The following is a 15,851-nucleotide window of genomic DNA, read 5'->3' as shown; positions in this document are numbered from 1 at the left end:
GCTTAGTTACTGTCCGTTAAATTCTTTTGCCATTGCTCGAGGCAATGTTTAGTTAAACCGGGCTTTTTGCCGATATACGGATGTAGCTTGAGGGCTATGGACATCTTTCCATACCATTCAGTAACACCCGTCGAAATCGGATAATTTTTTGATCCTGTACCACAGCATGCCAATACGTCGTCTTTTCGTTCTCCAGAATTTCTTTCATCGGGAATTGGCCAGCTCCCCAGATAACTGAGTGACCCAGCGAAAAAATTCTTTTTGCTCGAACTTATATAAATACGTTTAACGCCGGCGTGTCCAATCCATTTACCAATATGCGCAAGCTTCCACAGCATCCAATGGCTCTGTGATTTTAGTTTGTCTCGCACAATATCTTGGATTTCCTTGGCGGTAGACTTAGTGTTAAGTGCTAAGTTAAAGCCAGATGAATGGTTCATCGTTTCATCTTCTAGCTTTACAGCACCACGCATATTGACAGGATATAACCAATAGTACTCTTGTTCTCCGTCAAGAAGTTCAGAGGCAACCATTTTGTTCAATGAGTAGAATATAATGGTTGCTACGGAAACATTCTGTGCCGCTGCTTTTTCTTTCAATTTTAAGGTTGCAGCTTCATCAAGAATAATACACTCCAGCTCTCCGCGATCGCTGTTAGAATATTCGAAGGTTTCCTTCCAACGAATTTTCTTTGGAGCAGTATCTTGGTATTTTGCTTGACGCTGTTTCTTCAATACATCAAAAAATTTAGGTTCGCTGGTATCGCGATTGGTTGGTAGTGGCGTGCAAGGATAGCCATATTTTCTTAATTCGTGAGCATATAATCCCATACCATCCATTTTTGCATGTTCGTAGCTCGTCCATTGCATAGTTTTAGTATTGTGATCGTACCAACCCGCATGTATTTCATCGCTAATACCTAACTCTTTGCGAACATTGAACCACATGGCTACGTAATCTTTCTTCTTCTGCACACTACTGCTCCTACAGACGAGATGTTTCTAAATACATGATGCGGTCGGAATCTAACTCGCTCGCGGGATCCTCTCCATAGGATGTAAGAAAGTGGCGACTAAACAATTCAACCTTTTTGTATTTGTCCGCGACGGCGTGTAAAGGATCATTAACATCGAATCCAAAGACTAAAGCATCGTAGCGCGTGTTTTTTAATTCGCGACGCGCAAAGGCGACGAGGTCGGCAAAGGTCTCGGGTTCGTTATTGGCGATTACAGTACTATGCAAGTATAGGTAACTCGTTAATGCGCCGGCAGGTGGCAAGCTTAACCCGCCAAATATCTTGGTATAGAGATTATAAAACGGTCGAATGTACTGCATGCCATTAGCGTAGCCTGCAATGCGTGTTTGCTTGAAGTTTTTTTGATCCCATAAACCCGTCATTCCAATGAGATTTTGGCGATCGCCATTACTCTCGAAGGCAAGGAAGAAATCGCTTAAGCGAATATCTCGATAATAGTCATTATCTGTACCTATTAATGAAAAGTCATAGCAAGGATAAAATTGCTTTTTGCGGGCTTCCTTATCGAAGAAGGCTTGCATGATGACAACGTCATCGGCAGTCGCACGACGAACATAATGCTTTATTTTGCGCTTTTCCGTGCGGCGCAAATCAATCATATTGGTGCGATATCGCCCCGCGGGATAATAAGTAGGGAGGACTGTTCGACCACTACTCACGGTATCCATGGATGCTTTATTTTCTTCGAGAATAACCGTTTGCATCCATTCATCTTTCGTTTGCTCTTTATAATGCTTGAACATCCGATAAAGAGCGCGTCCGCCTTGCTGGCTACGATGAATACGTAAATCGCTGGCGTAGCGCACTGCTTGCGGGACACCATTAATAAATACATTTCGCTTACCGATACTGAAAGCACCGACAATGATTTTTTCTTGAGTATCTTCCATGACCCAAAGATCAGGATCACTCGTGCCTATATAAGTGGCATAAAAATAATTAGGCTGGCGTTCAAAGTTTAACTGAATGCTACCTTCTTGCGGTGTATCGCTAAGTAAATCCAGTAGCGCCTGAGAATCTTCAGGCACTGTTGGGCGTATAACATAGCGCTGACTCATGCACTGCGCTCCGCGTGTTCGTTTAACGACACTTTTAACGCCTCAGGTAACTGTTCGCTTTGCCACAACACTAATGGCTCGACTTTAATGTTACCGGCGACCATGCCGCCAGCAATTTTATGGCTGGTATATACATCCATTGCGTCATCTACGATTAACAGTTCGGCCTTGGCGAGCTGGCCTAGCTCCCGCGCAAGCTTGTAATGGAAGTGCTGACAAAGGCTATTTTCTAATTGCGCACTGAGTTCAGCTCCGTGAGCTTTAGCCTTGTCGTCGCCACTGCATAACAGTGCATAGGTTGGTTTGGCGCGGAATTCGTTGGATGGCAGTGCTAATAAGGTGACGGGTGCTATGCCATGTTTGCCGTCAAATTCGTTAATCAAATTAACGGCAACATCAGGAGCGAGTTTTTCGCCAACCATGTCGACGCCGTCGATACGGCTGATGAACTGCAAGCATGGACATTGGTTAATGAAGCCAGTGACTAGTAATTGATCTTTCGTGGCGTAACGCAGTAAGCCGTTACCTGTGGTCAAAATTGGGCGAACACGTTGCCCTTCTTTTAACTGCCAAGCGGTTAAAATTTCTTGGGTTTCTAAGTCTTCGAATTCGTAGAAGTGACTATTGAGCGATAGCGGATATTTGTCGCCAATAGGGAAGGTTACGACGCCTTCAGTAGCCCATAGGCCTTTACCCTGAAAGCCACTGTGCGGGAAAATTGCATGCAGCTTTTCTGCCCAGCCTTTTGATGACGATGTGTCCCAAGAGCTGATTAATGCAAGGTTCGGCCAAAGCGCTTTGGTAATTTTCGGCGATATTTCACCATCCCAAGCGGCCATGATTTTGGCGGCTTCAAGATTTTTTGGAGCTTCTAAATACGTTAGGGTTTTAAATGGTTCAACCCATTCACCAGTACGCAGCACTTCAGCGATAGCGGCACGATGTTCTTGCATCAGTTGCAAGATACTCATGGCAAACGTTGGGCTCCATACCGAAATAAACGATAAATCAGTACACGAAGCTAAGTAGCACGAGGTCGCGAAGAAGGATTCTTCTGATGATTCTGCTAGCGATACGGCTTCCGGCACGGCCATGGTGCGGGCCATAAAAATGCGTTTCCACCACGGCAGTAATTTCAGATCGTCGTTAATGCTCTCGCTGACTTGGTTGCGTAGATCGCTTGGAACCCAAGATAGCGACCAATAATGACGACCTTTTTTGATACCCGGAAAGCTGCTGTACAGATCCGACATCCAAGGGCTAATCGCTCCATCTAATTCATTCAGGAACGCCTGAGTATAGGGAATCCATTTGATTTTAGAGGTTGAACCACTGGTTGGCTGGTAACGTTCGCAGCCTTCGCTGGTTAACATTGGGCTATTGCTTTTTTGCTGCTCAACAATCATGTCATGCCAGTGATCATAGTCGGTAACAGGGATGCGCTGTTGGAATTCTTCCAACGACATGTCAGCCGACACATTATGTTGCTTACCACTAGCGCTACCTGCAACGAGTGTTAATGTCGCTTGTAGCTTAGCGCGTTGAATACTCTCCAATTGTTTGCTTGATTCGAGCATCTTCTTGGCACCCTGACGGGTAAGTTGACTGGACGCAAAGTGTAGCAATGACGTAGTCAGAGAGTTTAAAGCAGACATTCAATTTAGCTCCTGGTGCAATGACGGCACTCGTAATAACAGTGACAACCATCAAGAATCTTAGGGTTCTTTTGGGTTGTATTCGTAGCCATCATCACCCCTATAGGAGATGCGACAGCTGGATGTTCTCTGGATTTCCAGATAAATAACGAGGCAGGCATCTACCCAAGCACAGTACAGGTCTATCCTGTTGATCAGCTTTTTGCTATCAATGGCTGTGTTGAGCGCTAATGCGCGGAGTCTGTGTTCGAGAATGCATCGTTATTTTAGTTATCATCAGCTTAGGTTTTCTCGTTAAAGGAACGATTGTTTTCTTATTATCATTAGAACCAGCGCTGATACGATCAGATTTAATCACAAAGCGCTCATTATGAAAATTCAGCGGTTAAGCAGAAAAGTCGATTGGCTCATTATATCCTTTCCCATTCCCTTGAATTTTTGGCCCTTTTGTACTGGTCTACCGCCTACCTTTAAAAACGACGTAAAATATATTGACGGGTATTGTTTTCAATAATGTGACGGTGCGATTTTTTCCTATAAAAATCATGGCGTTATGTGACATGTAGCTGATGATTGGTTAAGCCAATTTGAAATTGAGACGGACGTTTTAAAATAGCTTCTGGCAAGTGATTTTTTATTGGAATAAAACCCCATCATTGTTGCGAAAATGGTACTTTTGCGCCTTGGTTAATAATTGGGCGCTAATTGTGCTCGGTTTGCTTCCGAGTCGTGAGGGCATAGAATGGCGGCAATTTGTTGTCTCTATGTTCACTTTTCACTGATTGTTGATACGGATACCCATCGTTATGACCTTAGCAGTTGTTACTCTTGCGGCCGGTAAAGGCTCGCGCATGAAATCCGATTTGCCCAAAGTTCTGCACCCATTGGCCGGACGTTCAATGCTGGCGCACGTATTGGCAAGCGCGCGTCGGTTGGAGCAAGCGGAGCAGCATGTGGTGATAGGACACGGGGCCGAAAAAGTGCAGCAAGAATTTGCTGACCAGAAGGTGACTTGGGCGGTACAAGCCGAGCAGAAAGGCACTGGTCATGCGGTAGCACAAGCGATGCCAGCGATCGCAAATGACGCTGTGGTGCTGGTGCTGTACGGTGATGTGCCGTTAATACGCACCGAGACGTTGCAACAGTTGGTTAAAATAGCCAGCACCGGAGATACTTTAGCGCTGCTTACGGTTCATCTTGATAACCCTAGTGGATACGGTCGCATAGTACGTGACGAGGTTAGCAATATATTGGCGATAGTGGAGCAGAAAGATGCATCCGCCGAACAGCTACGTATTAACGAAGTAAACACGGGTATTTTGGCCGTGTCTGCAGCCCACTTGCACGAATGGTTACCTAAGTTATCGTCGAACAATGCGCAAGGTGAGTATTACCTAACGGATGTGATTGCCATGGCGGTGGCGAATGGTGTGGGAGTGCGTGCAATTCATCCGCTTAACGAATTTGAAGTTCAAGGCGTGAATGATCGCCTACAGTTGGCGCAACTTGAGCGCGTTTACCAACGTGAACTGGCGGATAATTTATTGCGTGACGGAGTCTCTCTTGCAGATCCCAGTCGTATTGATGTTCGTGGCACTCTTACCGTCGGATCTGATGTCAGTATTGATGTCGGTTGCATCTTTGAGGGCGACGTAACGATTGAAGACGGCGTTACTATTGGTCCTTACTGCATTGTGCGTAACAGCCACCTTGGTGCTGGCTCGCGCATAGAGAGCTATTCGCTGATTGACGAGGCTCGACTAGAACTGGATTGTAATGTTGGCCCTTATGCTCGTCTTCGTCCTGGGGCGGAGCTGGCGGAGGGCGCGCGCGTTGGTAACTTCTGCGAGATTAAGAAATCCCATATTGGTAAAGGCTCCAAAGTAAACCATCTAACCTATATTGGTGATGCAACGCTGGGCGCCGATGTAAACGTGGGGGCCGGTACTATTACGTGCAACTACGACGGCGTAAATAAATTTCAGACCAATATTGGTGATGGTGCTTTTATTGGATCCAATTCGTCTTTGGTTGCGCCTGTGACGGTTGGTGCAGGTGCGACGGTGGCCGCAGGGTCAGTGCTAACTAAAGATGTTGCGGATAGTGAATTGGCCGTTGCGCGTAGTAAACAGCGCAATATTAGCGGCTGGCAGCGGCCTACAAAAAATAAATAGAAATTAAATTTGGCCTATTTGCATCCAAAATAAAATTCACGGCGTATCTCTTGGGATTGAATTGTTAACTCATCCCAAAAGGTACGCCCATGAAGAATTCCATCACTCGTTCAGCTCTGGCTATCGCCATTGCCAGTTTGGTCAGTAGCGAAGCCGCATTAGCCTCAAGCCATCGCGAAGCGCCCAACGTCACCCGATTGCCAACGATAGATTCTACCGATTTTTATGCGTTTAATAGCTATCAAGATGGTCGTGAAGACTTCGTAACTTTCATCGCGAATTATATTCCATTGCAAGATGGTTATGGTGGTCCGAACTATTTTGCAATGGACCCTAATGCGGTTTATGAAATTCATATTGATAACGATGGCGATGCCATTGAAGATTTAACCTTTCAGTTTAAATTCCAGCAGGCATTAGGGGTTAGCGGTGGCGTAGCGCTAACCATTGGCGAAGGCGAAAATGCCAAGCAAGTTGGAATCCCATTGAAGAACTTCGGTAATGTCGACACAGATAATAGTGTTAATTTTAAAGAAACCTACACGGTTAAATTAATTAAAGGCGATCGCCGCGACGGAATGGCGACAGATTTAACAGGTGATAATGGCACGAGCTTCTCCAAACCTCTCGATAACATCGGAGAAAAATCGTTCACGGATTATGATGCATATGCGTCGTCATTTATTCATGACATGAGTATTCCAGGATGTGACACGGGCAGTAAAGTGTTTGTCGGGCAGCGAAAAGATCCATTTGTCGTCAATTTAGGTCGCACTTTTGACTTAGTGAATTATGTGCCATTAGATAATGGTACTAATCAAAGTGATAGTAACGACGATTTACTCGATAAAAATGTTACTACCATTGCTATAGAGGTACCTAAATCGTGCATCACAGGTAGTGGAAATGGTGTTATCGGTGGATGGACTACGGCGAGTTTACCGCAGGCTCGTATTTTAAATCCGCAAGCGACATTTGATAAACCATCGGTTGATGGTGGCGCTTTGGTGCAGGTTTCCCGCCTCGGAATGCCGCTCGTTAATGAAGTCGTCATCGGTTTAAATGATAAAGATTTATTCTCGTCGTCGGAGCCAAAAGATGACGCTCAATTCGCCGATTATGTAACGCATCCAACCTTGCCAGCCTTGCTCGATATTTTATTTAGAACGCCATTAGGTGCTACTGAAAATATTGCGCCATCAAATATCCCTCGTAATGATTTAGTCACCGCCTTTTTAACTGGATTTCCTGGAGTTAATCAGTTGGCTACCGTGACCGGTTCTGAAATGCTGCGATTAAATACGGGTATTGATGCAACACCGGCTGCCGATCAAAGTGCGTTTGGTGTCGTTGCTGGTGATCTTGCCGGTTTTCCAAATGGACGTCGTCCAGGTGACGATGTTGTCGATATTGCTCTGCGCGTAGTCATGGGAGCGTTATGTCATCCAGTAGATCTCGATGGCGATGGCACTGCCACCGACGATTTAGGCTTGTGCTCACCGAGTGATGCACCAGTAGGCGATCAGCCATTCAGTGATCTTGCACCAATTGATGCAACCTATGTGGATAGTACTTTTCCATATTTAAAAGCGCCATTGGCTGGCTCAGTAAATCCATAGGCGAGAGGATATGAATATGAAAATGACTACCCAGTTTATCTTACCCGGATTGACCGCTATGGCGTTGCTTTTGTCTGGTTGTTCAGATGTATTCGATAATGATAAAAAGCGGTCCGACCCCAATCGGGTAACGCTAACCGGTTTGGTGGACGACATCTTTTATGCCGAAGCCGAGAGCGAGCCAGTAGCCATTAATGATTTAATAATTAATGACAATGCTGATCAATACTCGTTCGATTACTTGTTGCAAGGCGAGTAATTAAATGACCGCCGAGTACTTTGCTCGGCGGTTCTTTGTTGGAGTTTTAGATATTTATGAAGCATAAATATAATTTGTTATGTCTTTTCTTTTTATTTTTCCCATTTCTAGTACATGCAGAATGGGTGCCGGCTAATTTTGATGATGTTATTGCTGAGTGGTCGCTTGACCGAGTTCCTGCCACTTTTAAACGCAATTTTTCAGCCGCGGATGTTGCAGAGATATTTGATGAAATTGATCAAAATTTACGAGTAGCTAATCAGCCGGGGCAGGCATATCGCCATAGTTGGGCTGAAAGTACTTTTCAAGTGTTACCAGAATCCGCGCAGATCTCTCCTCGCGGTCTATTCGTTCGTGCTCGTATTGATCAATATCAACATCAGTTTTCTGCCGCAATTAAAACTCTGAAGAAATTGGTCTTACAGCAGCCACAACACATCAGTGCACATTTGTTGTTGGCTCGCCTCTATACCTTGAAAGGCGACAGCGCTGCGGCAAAGTCGATCTGTGTCCGCATGATCGGGCTTACAGATGTATTAACGATTGCTGCTTGTTCATCAGAAGCAGACGGTAATGTGAATGCCAGACTGTTAAGTCAATTAGAAAATATGATTATTCAGCAAGGTTGGCCTGATGATGAGCGCGCCTTATGGCTTGCACAAATCTTAGCAGAAGGGGCGATGCAAACAGGGCAATGGGATCTAGCTTCGCACTGGTTAAATACAGTAATGGAAATGCGTGCGCCGGCAACACTAACGCTTAGTTTCCTTGCGCAATGGAGTGATATCGAATTTGTACTTAATGACCCTCAGCGGGTGATCGATGTGCTAAGTCCTATTGTTACCGGTAATACTGATAAAGATGACGCCTTATTGTTGCGCTTAGCTATCGCCGAATCTTCGTTGGGTCTGTCGTCGCATTGGACAGATATAATGAGAGATCGAGTTGCACTACGTGAGCTACGCAATGATCAATTGCATGCGAGTGAAATGGCGAGATTTTATTTGGAAATTGAAAAAGATATTGGTAAAGCTGAACGTTGGGCCAATATCAACTGGCAAAAAAATAAGAGCTACGAAGATGAACGTTTAATGTCATTAGTGCGAAATTCTTTAGCGCAAACTAGTGTCGAGGGTAGCCATTAATGCTTACTTTACGTCTTATTTTTTTAATGCTGCTATGGATACCTAGTGCTTATGCCCATCAAGCAAGTACCGCCTTTCTAACGGGGGGTATCGGTAATGATGCAGTGTTGCAAGCAAACTTACAGTTGCGCTTGTTCGATCTTGAACGAGTGATTGGTATTGATTCTAATCACAATGGTCAGATGACTTGGGGAGAGCTGTTGCAGCACAAAAATGAAATAGCTATCTACCTTAAACGTCATTTTTCAGTCGAACAAAATCAACAGAATTGTACTGTCAATATGCCCGCTAATTGGAGCATAGATAGTCATTACGGTGAGTCTTATCTCAGCATTCCCGTTAAAATTATATGCCAAGAAATTGAGTTGTTTACAATCTATTACTCCGCATTTATGGAGCTGGATAGCCAGCATAAACTTTTGATTAATCTTAGTTATGATGATCAGTCTATCTCTACACTGGTCGCGAGCAATCTGCGTTTTGCCGATATTAACCCAACGATTAATAGTTCTTTTTCTACTATGGCCACCTTCATCGTGGAAGGTATGGTGCACATATGGAAAGGGCTTGATCATGTATTGTTTTTATTCACACTTCTACTGACATCGGTATTGATTAGAGTTGACGGTAAATGGTTACCGCAACCAAGTACTCGATCAGCTCTGAAGCAGGCTGCGTTATTGGTCAGCATGTTCACGCTTGCTCATTCCATAACCTTAACGGCGACGGCCTTAAAATTAGTGGTATTGCCAAGTTATTGGGTTGAGTTGGGCATCGCTTTTTCGGTAGCAATTGCCGCGTTAAATAATATTTGGCCGATGGTTCGCCAAGTTTCGTTGCTTGTATTTGTTTTTGGGTTATTGCATGGAATGGGCTTTGCGAGCGTTCTGGCGGAATTATTGAGTGATGGAGGAGCGCTACCACTACTAACCGTTGTCGCATTCAATATTGGTGTCGAGCTTGGTCAGCTAGTCATCGTAATCATAGCGCTGCCCGCACTATTGATATTACGCGGTCGAAGCTGGTATCCAAAATGGATCATGAATACCAGTTCTTTAGGAATCGCAGCGACGGCAGGCTGGTGGATCATTGCCCGTTCTTAGGGCCTCATTAAATTAAGAAGATGACAGCAATTGAATGGCTAAACGCACGAAGTCCTGCGAGGTTACTATGCCTAAAAGTTTCCCTTCGGCATCCGTAACCAGCAGGCAGCCCTGTTTCTCTTGTCGCAGTGTTTCTCCGGCCTCCTTAAGGGTGAGGTCGGGAGCCACTTTGGTAGTATCGTTTGAGACGCAGCTCCCTATCTCTGTTCGGCTAAAATATTCCTGCAGGTGATGGGCACCGAACTTGTCGGTAATGCGAAAAGCTTCGCGTAAAAATTCTTTTTGGCTCAATAAGCCGACAAGATGACGGTTGTCGTCAATGATTGGTATATGGCGCACATGGTGTTCGCGCATTAATCGTTCTGCATCTAAAAGTGTGCATAGGGGTGTGAGCGTGAAAAGCTCAGTGATCATAATGTCACTAACGGTCTTCATAGGGTCACCATCGGGCCTGTTTTAATAAGATGTTAAGCTTCTTTTTAGTAAAGCAGTAATTGTTCAAACTGCTATGCTTTGGTGTTGTCAGGCGGTAAATATTGGCCAAGACGAGGAGTTTGAAATGAGCATTAGTCATCATATTCGTAACTATTACGAGCAACTGGTCGCGGAAGAAATACTGCGACAACTTAAGGATCAGCCGTTAGATGCTGAGGTTCGGCGTGATTCTGAGTATATGGCCGATGTCGCTTGTGTGGCGCTTAATCGTTTGCCCCCGCGCTACATTCGACATGAAGTTGATATGGCGTTTTATATGTCTCCAGATGAATTGGTAAGCACAAGAGATAGCATTGAGCGGACGGTCGCTGAAGCCATACTTTTTGTAGCGGAGCACTCGCGTAAAGATTAATCAGGCGTGTAGTATGTTTTTAATATATCGTTTAGTTATGATCAGCCGAGTTTAGCGTGATCGAAAATTGCAAAATGGAGTAATGCATGAACATATTGCTAGTCGACGATGATGAAGAGCTGTGCGCTTTGTTGCGTCGTTATCTGGAACGCGAATTGTTCAAAGTAACCGCGGTACACACTGCCGATGAAGGCTTGACCGAAGCCTTGAGTGGCCGTTATCAAGCGGTTGTTCTAGATATTATGCTTCCCGGTGGGAATGGTTTGGAAATTTTAGCAGGCATACGCAAGCGCAGTGAGCTTCCGGTGATAATGTTAACGGCTAAGGGCGACGAGATGGATCGTATCGAAGGCCTAGAAATTGGCGCGGATGATTACATCCCCAAACCTTGTAATCCGCGCGAGTTATCTGCGCGTTTACGCTCAATTTTGCGCCGCGGCAGATCAAACGCAGTGGCTTCGTCGTCGGTGCAGCTAGATGAACTTACTATAGATTTCGACCAGCATCAGGTAAGCCGCGATGGTGAAGTGATTGATTTAACGGTCACCGAGTTCAACATTTTAAGTGTGCTGGCGCGTGATGCTGGCAAGGTTGTAGATAAAAATCGTTTGGCTGAGCAGTCGATGCAACGCTCGTTAACCCTATTTGACCGCAGCTTAGATATGCACTTAAGTAATTTGCGTAAGAAGCTTGGGCCGAATCGAGATGGCGAAGCACGGATTAAAACCATTCGTGGTGTTGGCTACATGTATATTCTAGAAGAAGAGGTGGCGTAAGCCAACATAGTGCGAGGCGTATTTCTTAAAATTTATTTAGCCTTCATGGTGACGACTCTTATTACGACAGTCGTCACGCTTCTACTGGCGTCCTATTACCGTCAATGGTCTAACGATTCCGTTAACCTTATTGCTCCTACCGGCGGCTATATTTCCGCTGCTGAACTTATTCTGCAGCGCGGAGGCGAACCGCTATTACTGGAATGGTTGCTGACCTTTGAACGTCACCCAAGCGTTAACGCTTATGTATTTGATGATCAGGGTATTAGCTTATTGCCGGATGTGCCGTTATCAGTTCAGGACTATGCGTTTTCTTCTGATTCGTATGTGGCCAAGGTTAACCCGATAGGACGTTCTGAAATTCTAGTAAAGGCGCCGCTGCAAGGGTACGACGGGCGGGTGTATTTATTAGTCGTCGAGTTTATTCATCCTCTAGTCGTGTTTAACTTGCCGGAATATTTGGCGTGGGGCGCGTTAGCATCGCTCTTACTATTTGCGCTCTGGAGTTTTGTGCTGTCGGGGTATCTCACTCGGCCTCTCCGTTATATGCAAAAAACAGTGCGATCTTTTGCCAATGGTGATTGGTCGGCGCGGATGAATCCAAAGTTTTTGCGGCGTAAGGATGAGCTTGGCGAATTGAGCCGCGAGTTCGATCATATGGCGGCGCATCTGGAACGCTTGATTAAAGATCAACGGCAGCTGGTAAGCGATGTATCGCATGAATTACGTTCGCCGTTAGCGCGTTCAGCCATAGCACTGGAGCTGGCTCGGTTTGATGCGGTGCCAGATCAAGTAGAACACTTAGATCGAATAGAGCTTGAGAACCAACGTCTTAACGATATGATCGAAGATTTATTGGGTATGGCACGTTTGGATACTCAGCAAGATCATAGCCACTGGAAGCGAGTCGATTGTCACAAGTTACTGATACATATCGTTGATGACGCTAAATTTGAGCATCAAGGCAGTGACTTAAATTTAACCTTGCATGGCGAACTTTCGCAGGTAATCGGTGATGCCAAGCTACTGGCGTCGGCCTTCGAGAATATTATTCGTAATGCATTGCTGCATACCGCGCCACGAACCTCTGTGGATATTGATATTAGTTCTCGTCATGAGAACCTGCGCATCATTATTCGTGATCACGGCCCTGGCGTTGAAGAGAGCAAGCTGCAAGATCTATTACGGCCTTTTGTCCGTGCCGAGTCTGCTCGTGAGCGTTTAGGTTCTGGACACAGAGGTTTTGGCTTAGGTTTGGCTATCGCTCATCGTGTGGTTTTGCACCATCGTGGTAAGTTGCGATTACATAATCACAAAGATGGTGGCCTTATCGTCTTGATAGATTTGCCAATTGGGCCGACTTCCAAGTCTAATTAGTCTCTTTACGTGCTGTTTACGCCTCCTTGACTGTGCGTTTTTGTAATCTCGCTGTTACACTCAGTAAGTAATTATATTTAGGGTGTGTCGCGTGCGAGTATTGTTGTCTGTTGCGCTAATTGTATTGTCCTCCGTTGCTATGGCGAATCCGCCGGTGGCAGGCGCACGTCCGGATATGCAGTTGGAATGGAATAATACTAATCCTGAGCAACGCCAAGCCCTTGATACCTTTTATCAGTCTCTCCAAAACTTCTCCGCTCAACCTGAAGCAAATCAGCGCATTATGCGCGAACAGCATTTAGAGCAGTTACGGGATATGTCCTCGGAGCAGCGTCAACAAATGTTCCGCAGTTTTGTGCAGCAGAGCGAGAACCAACGTTTTCGTTGAGGTTCGCCCGTATTCCTTATAGGCCATTCGTCATTTCGGCCATAGACTTTCCTTTTGTTATGCCTAGAGTAACCATCTGTTAATTTCACAGACGCAACGGTTGCTAAATTCTTATGAAAACCCGTATCACTGAATTGTTTGGAATTTCTGTTCCTCTTGTTTTGCCTGGCATGAGTTGGATTTCGACACCGCAACTCGTCGCTGCGGTAAGCAATGCTGGTGGTCTTGGGATTCTGGCTAGTGGGCCTCTTAATCCAGAACAAACGCGCGCAGCTATTCACGAAATTCGTTCTCTTACGGATAAACCATTCGGCGTTGGTGTGACCTTGCTGATGCCGGGTGCGAAAGAGAACGCTGAGGTTGCATTGGATGAACAAGTGCCAGTGATCAACTTCTCATTAGGTAAAGGCGATTGGTTGATTAAGCGTGCACATGAGTACGGCGGTAAAGTGATCGCGACTGTGGTGTCGGAAAAACACGCTAAATCGGCAGAGAAAATTGGCGCCGATGCTTTATTAGTAACAGGCCATGAAGCCGCTGCGCATGGTGGAAACGTAACTTCGTTGGTTTTGATCCCTTCTATTGCTTCTAAAGTATCTATTCCAGTTATCGCTACGGGTGGTTTTGCTGATGGTCGAGGACTGTTAGCGGCTTTGTCGTTAGGAGCTGAAGGCGTTGCCATGGGTTCGCGTTTCGCTACCAGTGCCGATAGCCCATTGCATAGCAAGGTAAAAGAAGCGGTGATCGCTCGTAGTGAACAGGACACGATTTATTCGAAAAACTTCGACGGTATTCCCGCTCGCGTGATGCGCACACCGCGCTCAATTAAAGCAACGCGCAGACCGATGAATTTCTTTGTTGCTTCTTGGCAAGCTACGAAGGCTGCGAAGCTAGTTAACCAGCCAGTTTGGAAGATTATGGTTGGCATGCTGGCTATGATGGATAAGGTGAAGTTATTGGCTTACTTTGGCGCTAGTGTGCCGCGTTTACAAGCCGCGACCATTGATGGTGATCTGGAAAAAGGCGTGCAGTTTATCGGCCAGACTCAAGGTCTCATCGAAGATGTCGTATCCGTTGATGAATTGGTACAGCGCATCATGACAGAAGCCCAAGCGCTTCATACTAAGCAGGCAGCGTATTGGGCGAATTAGTGTTTTACCGTCTGTAGATTGCAGCCAATTGATATCGATCGATGCCGGTATCAATTGGCGGTTTATATTTCTTTTCTATAGCCCCCACGCCGCATCAATCCTCTTATTTAGATTCAGACCCATCTATTGCATTTTTTCTGTCGTAAAGTGCCCAAAAAATGGCAGTTATGTAGTGATTTGTTACCGCGGCTTATATAGATACCGCTGCGGCTTCAACGGTCACTGCGGCCTTGCTGAATTTTTATACACTCAGTTGGCGTTTGCCATATGGACCATTGGTCTGAGGTGTTCGCTAAAACAAAAATAACAAACTGAGTAATGATTATGAAACTGAAGTGCTTAGCATTGGCTGCAGCCATTACTGTGTCTGCTCCAACATTTTCCATGTCGTCGACCCCAGAAACTGGTTATACCGAAACCAAATATCCGATCGTGCTAGCTCATGGTTTGTTTGGCTTCGATAGTTTATTGGGTGTGGATTACTGGTACAAAATCCCAGAGACCCTGCAAAAAGACGGTGCAAGTGTGTATTTGACGCAGGTGTCTAACTCGAATAGCCCGGAAATTCGCGGTGAGCAATTAATATTGCAAATCGAAGAAATTTTAGCCCTGACCGGTGCCGAAAAAGTGAACTTGATTGGTCATAGTCATGGTGGTCCGACAACGCGTTATGTGGCTTCGGTGCGTCCAGATCTAGTTGCGTCTGTCACCTCAGTGGGTGGTGTCAACAAGGGCACTCCTGTTGCGCAGACTCTTCAAGATTGGAATGAGGGATCTACTGAGTTTGAATGGCTACTCGATAACTTAGGCAATGCGCTATCGACGACTATCGACTTTTTGTCGGGCGGCGGTTATGAGCAAGATCTGCTGGCCTCAATTGGTTCGATGACCTTTGCCGAAGCTGAGCGCTTTAACAATGAGCATCCTGCTGGGATTCCTGCGACTGCGTGCGGCGAAGGTGATTATGAAGTGAATGGTATTGGCTTCTATTCTTGGACGGGTGCTAAGCCAGTGACGAATGTTTTGGATATTTCCGATCTGATTACTGCTGGTGCGTCTTTATTCTTTACCGATGGCGAAGCCAACGACGGCTTAGTCGGCACATGCTCGACTCACTTAGGTATGGTGGTGCGTGATGACTTTAAGATGAACCACCTAGATGAAGTTAACCAACTATTGGGTATTCATCATTTAACGGAGACGGATCCATTAACTGTGTTCAGAACCCATGCTAATCGTCTGAAGCTAGCAGGTTTTTAAACT

15 protein-coding genes are annotated in these 15,851 nt (G+C 45.6%); 11 read left to right on the top strand and 4 right to left on the bottom strand.

Features of this window, described 5'->3' with window-relative positions; genetic code table 11:
• Positions 1 to 2: 2 nt before the first annotated feature.
• Genes TOL_RS16275 through TOL_RS16265 form a run of 3 tightly spaced genes read right to left on the bottom strand, consistent with a single transcriptional unit; the run spans position 3 to position 3,749 of the window.
• Complete coding sequence (locus tag TOL_RS16275; protein ID WP_015488463.1) at positions 3 to 974, bottom strand: hypothetical protein; 972 nt, start codon at positions 972 to 974, stop codon at positions 3 to 5.
• Positions 975 to 984: 10 nt separating this feature from the next.
• On the bottom strand, positions 985 to 2,094 hold the full coding sequence (locus tag TOL_RS16270) for a hypothetical protein (RefSeq protein WP_015488462.1): 1,110 nt from the start codon (positions 2,092 to 2,094) through the stop codon (positions 985 to 987).
• Positions 2,091 to 3,749, bottom strand: coding sequence for a GH3 auxin-responsive promoter family protein (locus tag TOL_RS16265; RefSeq protein WP_015488461.1), 1,659 nt, complete (start codon positions 3,747 to 3,749; stop codon positions 2,091 to 2,093). Before TOL_RS16265 ends, TOL_RS16270 begins: the two co-directional genes overlap by 4 nt.
• Positions 3,750 to 4,555: 806 nt before the next feature.
• Here TOL_RS16265 and glmU point away from each other — a divergent pair.
• From glmU to TOL_RS16240, 5 genes are all read left to right on the top strand, one after another.
• On the top strand, positions 4,556 to 5,923 hold the full coding sequence (gene glmU / locus TOL_RS16260) for a bifunctional UDP-N-acetylglucosamine diphosphorylase/glucosamine-1-phosphate N-acetyltransferase GlmU (RefSeq protein WP_015488460.1): 1,368 nt from the start codon (positions 4,556 to 4,558) through the stop codon (positions 5,921 to 5,923).
• A gap of 89 nt (positions 5,924 to 6,012) precedes the next feature.
• On the top strand, positions 6,013 to 7,542 hold the full coding sequence (locus TOL_RS16255; protein WP_015488459.1) for a DUF4331 domain-containing protein: 1,530 nt from the start codon (positions 6,013 to 6,015) through the stop codon (positions 7,540 to 7,542).
• A gap of 16 nt (positions 7,543 to 7,558) precedes the next feature.
• On the top strand, positions 7,559 to 7,801 hold the full coding sequence (locus TOL_RS16250; protein ID WP_015488458.1) for a hypothetical protein: 243 nt from the start codon (positions 7,559 to 7,561) through the stop codon (positions 7,799 to 7,801).
• Between the two features lie 56 nt (positions 7,802 to 7,857).
• Positions 7,858 to 8,946: a tetratricopeptide repeat protein gene (locus tag TOL_RS16245; RefSeq protein ID WP_015488457.1), complete on the top strand. Its 1,089-nt coding sequence runs from the start codon at positions 7,858 to 7,860 to the stop codon at positions 8,944 to 8,946.
• Positions 8,946 to 10,049 carry a HupE/UreJ family protein gene (locus tag TOL_RS16240; protein WP_015488456.1) on the top strand — a complete coding sequence of 368 codons (1,104 nt, stop codon included), beginning with the start codon at positions 8,946 to 8,948 and terminating at the stop codon, positions 10,047 to 10,049. The genes TOL_RS16245 and TOL_RS16240 overlap by 1 nt, the downstream gene beginning before the upstream one ends.
• Positions 10,050 to 10,061: 12 nt before the next feature.
• Here the strand turns inward: TOL_RS16240 and TOL_RS16235 are convergent, their stop codons facing one another.
• The gene (locus TOL_RS16235) at positions 10,062 to 10,484 is read right to left on the bottom strand and encodes a CBS domain-containing protein (RefSeq protein WP_015488455.1); all 423 of its coding nucleotides are present in this window, start codon (positions 10,482 to 10,484) and stop codon (positions 10,062 to 10,064) included.
• Between the two features lie 124 nt (positions 10,485 to 10,608).
• Between TOL_RS16235 and TOL_RS16230 the strand changes: the two genes are divergently transcribed.
• From TOL_RS16230 to TOL_RS16205, 6 genes are all read left to right on the top strand, one after another.
• Positions 10,609 to 10,896 carry a late competence development ComFB family protein gene (locus TOL_RS16230; protein ID WP_025266430.1) on the top strand — a complete coding sequence of 96 codons (288 nt, stop codon included), beginning with the start codon at positions 10,609 to 10,611 and terminating at the stop codon, positions 10,894 to 10,896.
• A gap of 86 nt (positions 10,897 to 10,982) precedes the next feature.
• Positions 10,983 to 11,672, top strand: a complete 690-nt coding sequence (locus TOL_RS16225; RefSeq protein WP_015488453.1) for a response regulator transcription factor — start codon at positions 10,983 to 10,985, stop codon at positions 11,670 to 11,672.
• Positions 11,673 to 11,717: 45 nt separating this feature from the next.
• Positions 11,718 to 13,049: a sensor histidine kinase gene (locus TOL_RS16220; protein WP_015488452.1), complete on the top strand. Its 1,332-nt coding sequence runs from the start codon at positions 11,718 to 11,720 to the stop codon at positions 13,047 to 13,049.
• A gap of 91 nt (positions 13,050 to 13,140) precedes the next feature.
• On the top strand, positions 13,141 to 13,437 hold the full coding sequence (locus TOL_RS16215) for a hypothetical protein (RefSeq protein WP_015488451.1): 297 nt from the start codon (positions 13,141 to 13,143) through the stop codon (positions 13,435 to 13,437).
• 113 nt (positions 13,438 to 13,550) lie between these two features.
• Positions 13,551 to 14,588: an NAD(P)H-dependent flavin oxidoreductase gene (locus TOL_RS16210; protein WP_015488450.1), complete on the top strand. Its 1,038-nt coding sequence runs from the start codon at positions 13,551 to 13,553 to the stop codon at positions 14,586 to 14,588.
• Positions 14,589 to 14,912: 324 nt separating this feature from the next.
• On the top strand, positions 14,913 to 15,848 hold the full coding sequence (locus tag TOL_RS16205) for a lipase family alpha/beta hydrolase (protein WP_015488448.1): 936 nt from the start codon (positions 14,913 to 14,915) through the stop codon (positions 15,846 to 15,848).
• Positions 15,849 to 15,851 lie beyond the last annotated feature (3 nt).

This window comes from Thalassolituus oleivorans MIL-1, assembly GCF_000355675.1.
In the GTDB taxonomy this organism is placed as follows: domain Bacteria; phylum Pseudomonadota; class Gammaproteobacteria; order Pseudomonadales; family Oceanobacteraceae; genus Thalassolituus; species Thalassolituus oleivorans.
This window is presented reverse-complemented; position numbering and strand designations above follow the sequence as displayed.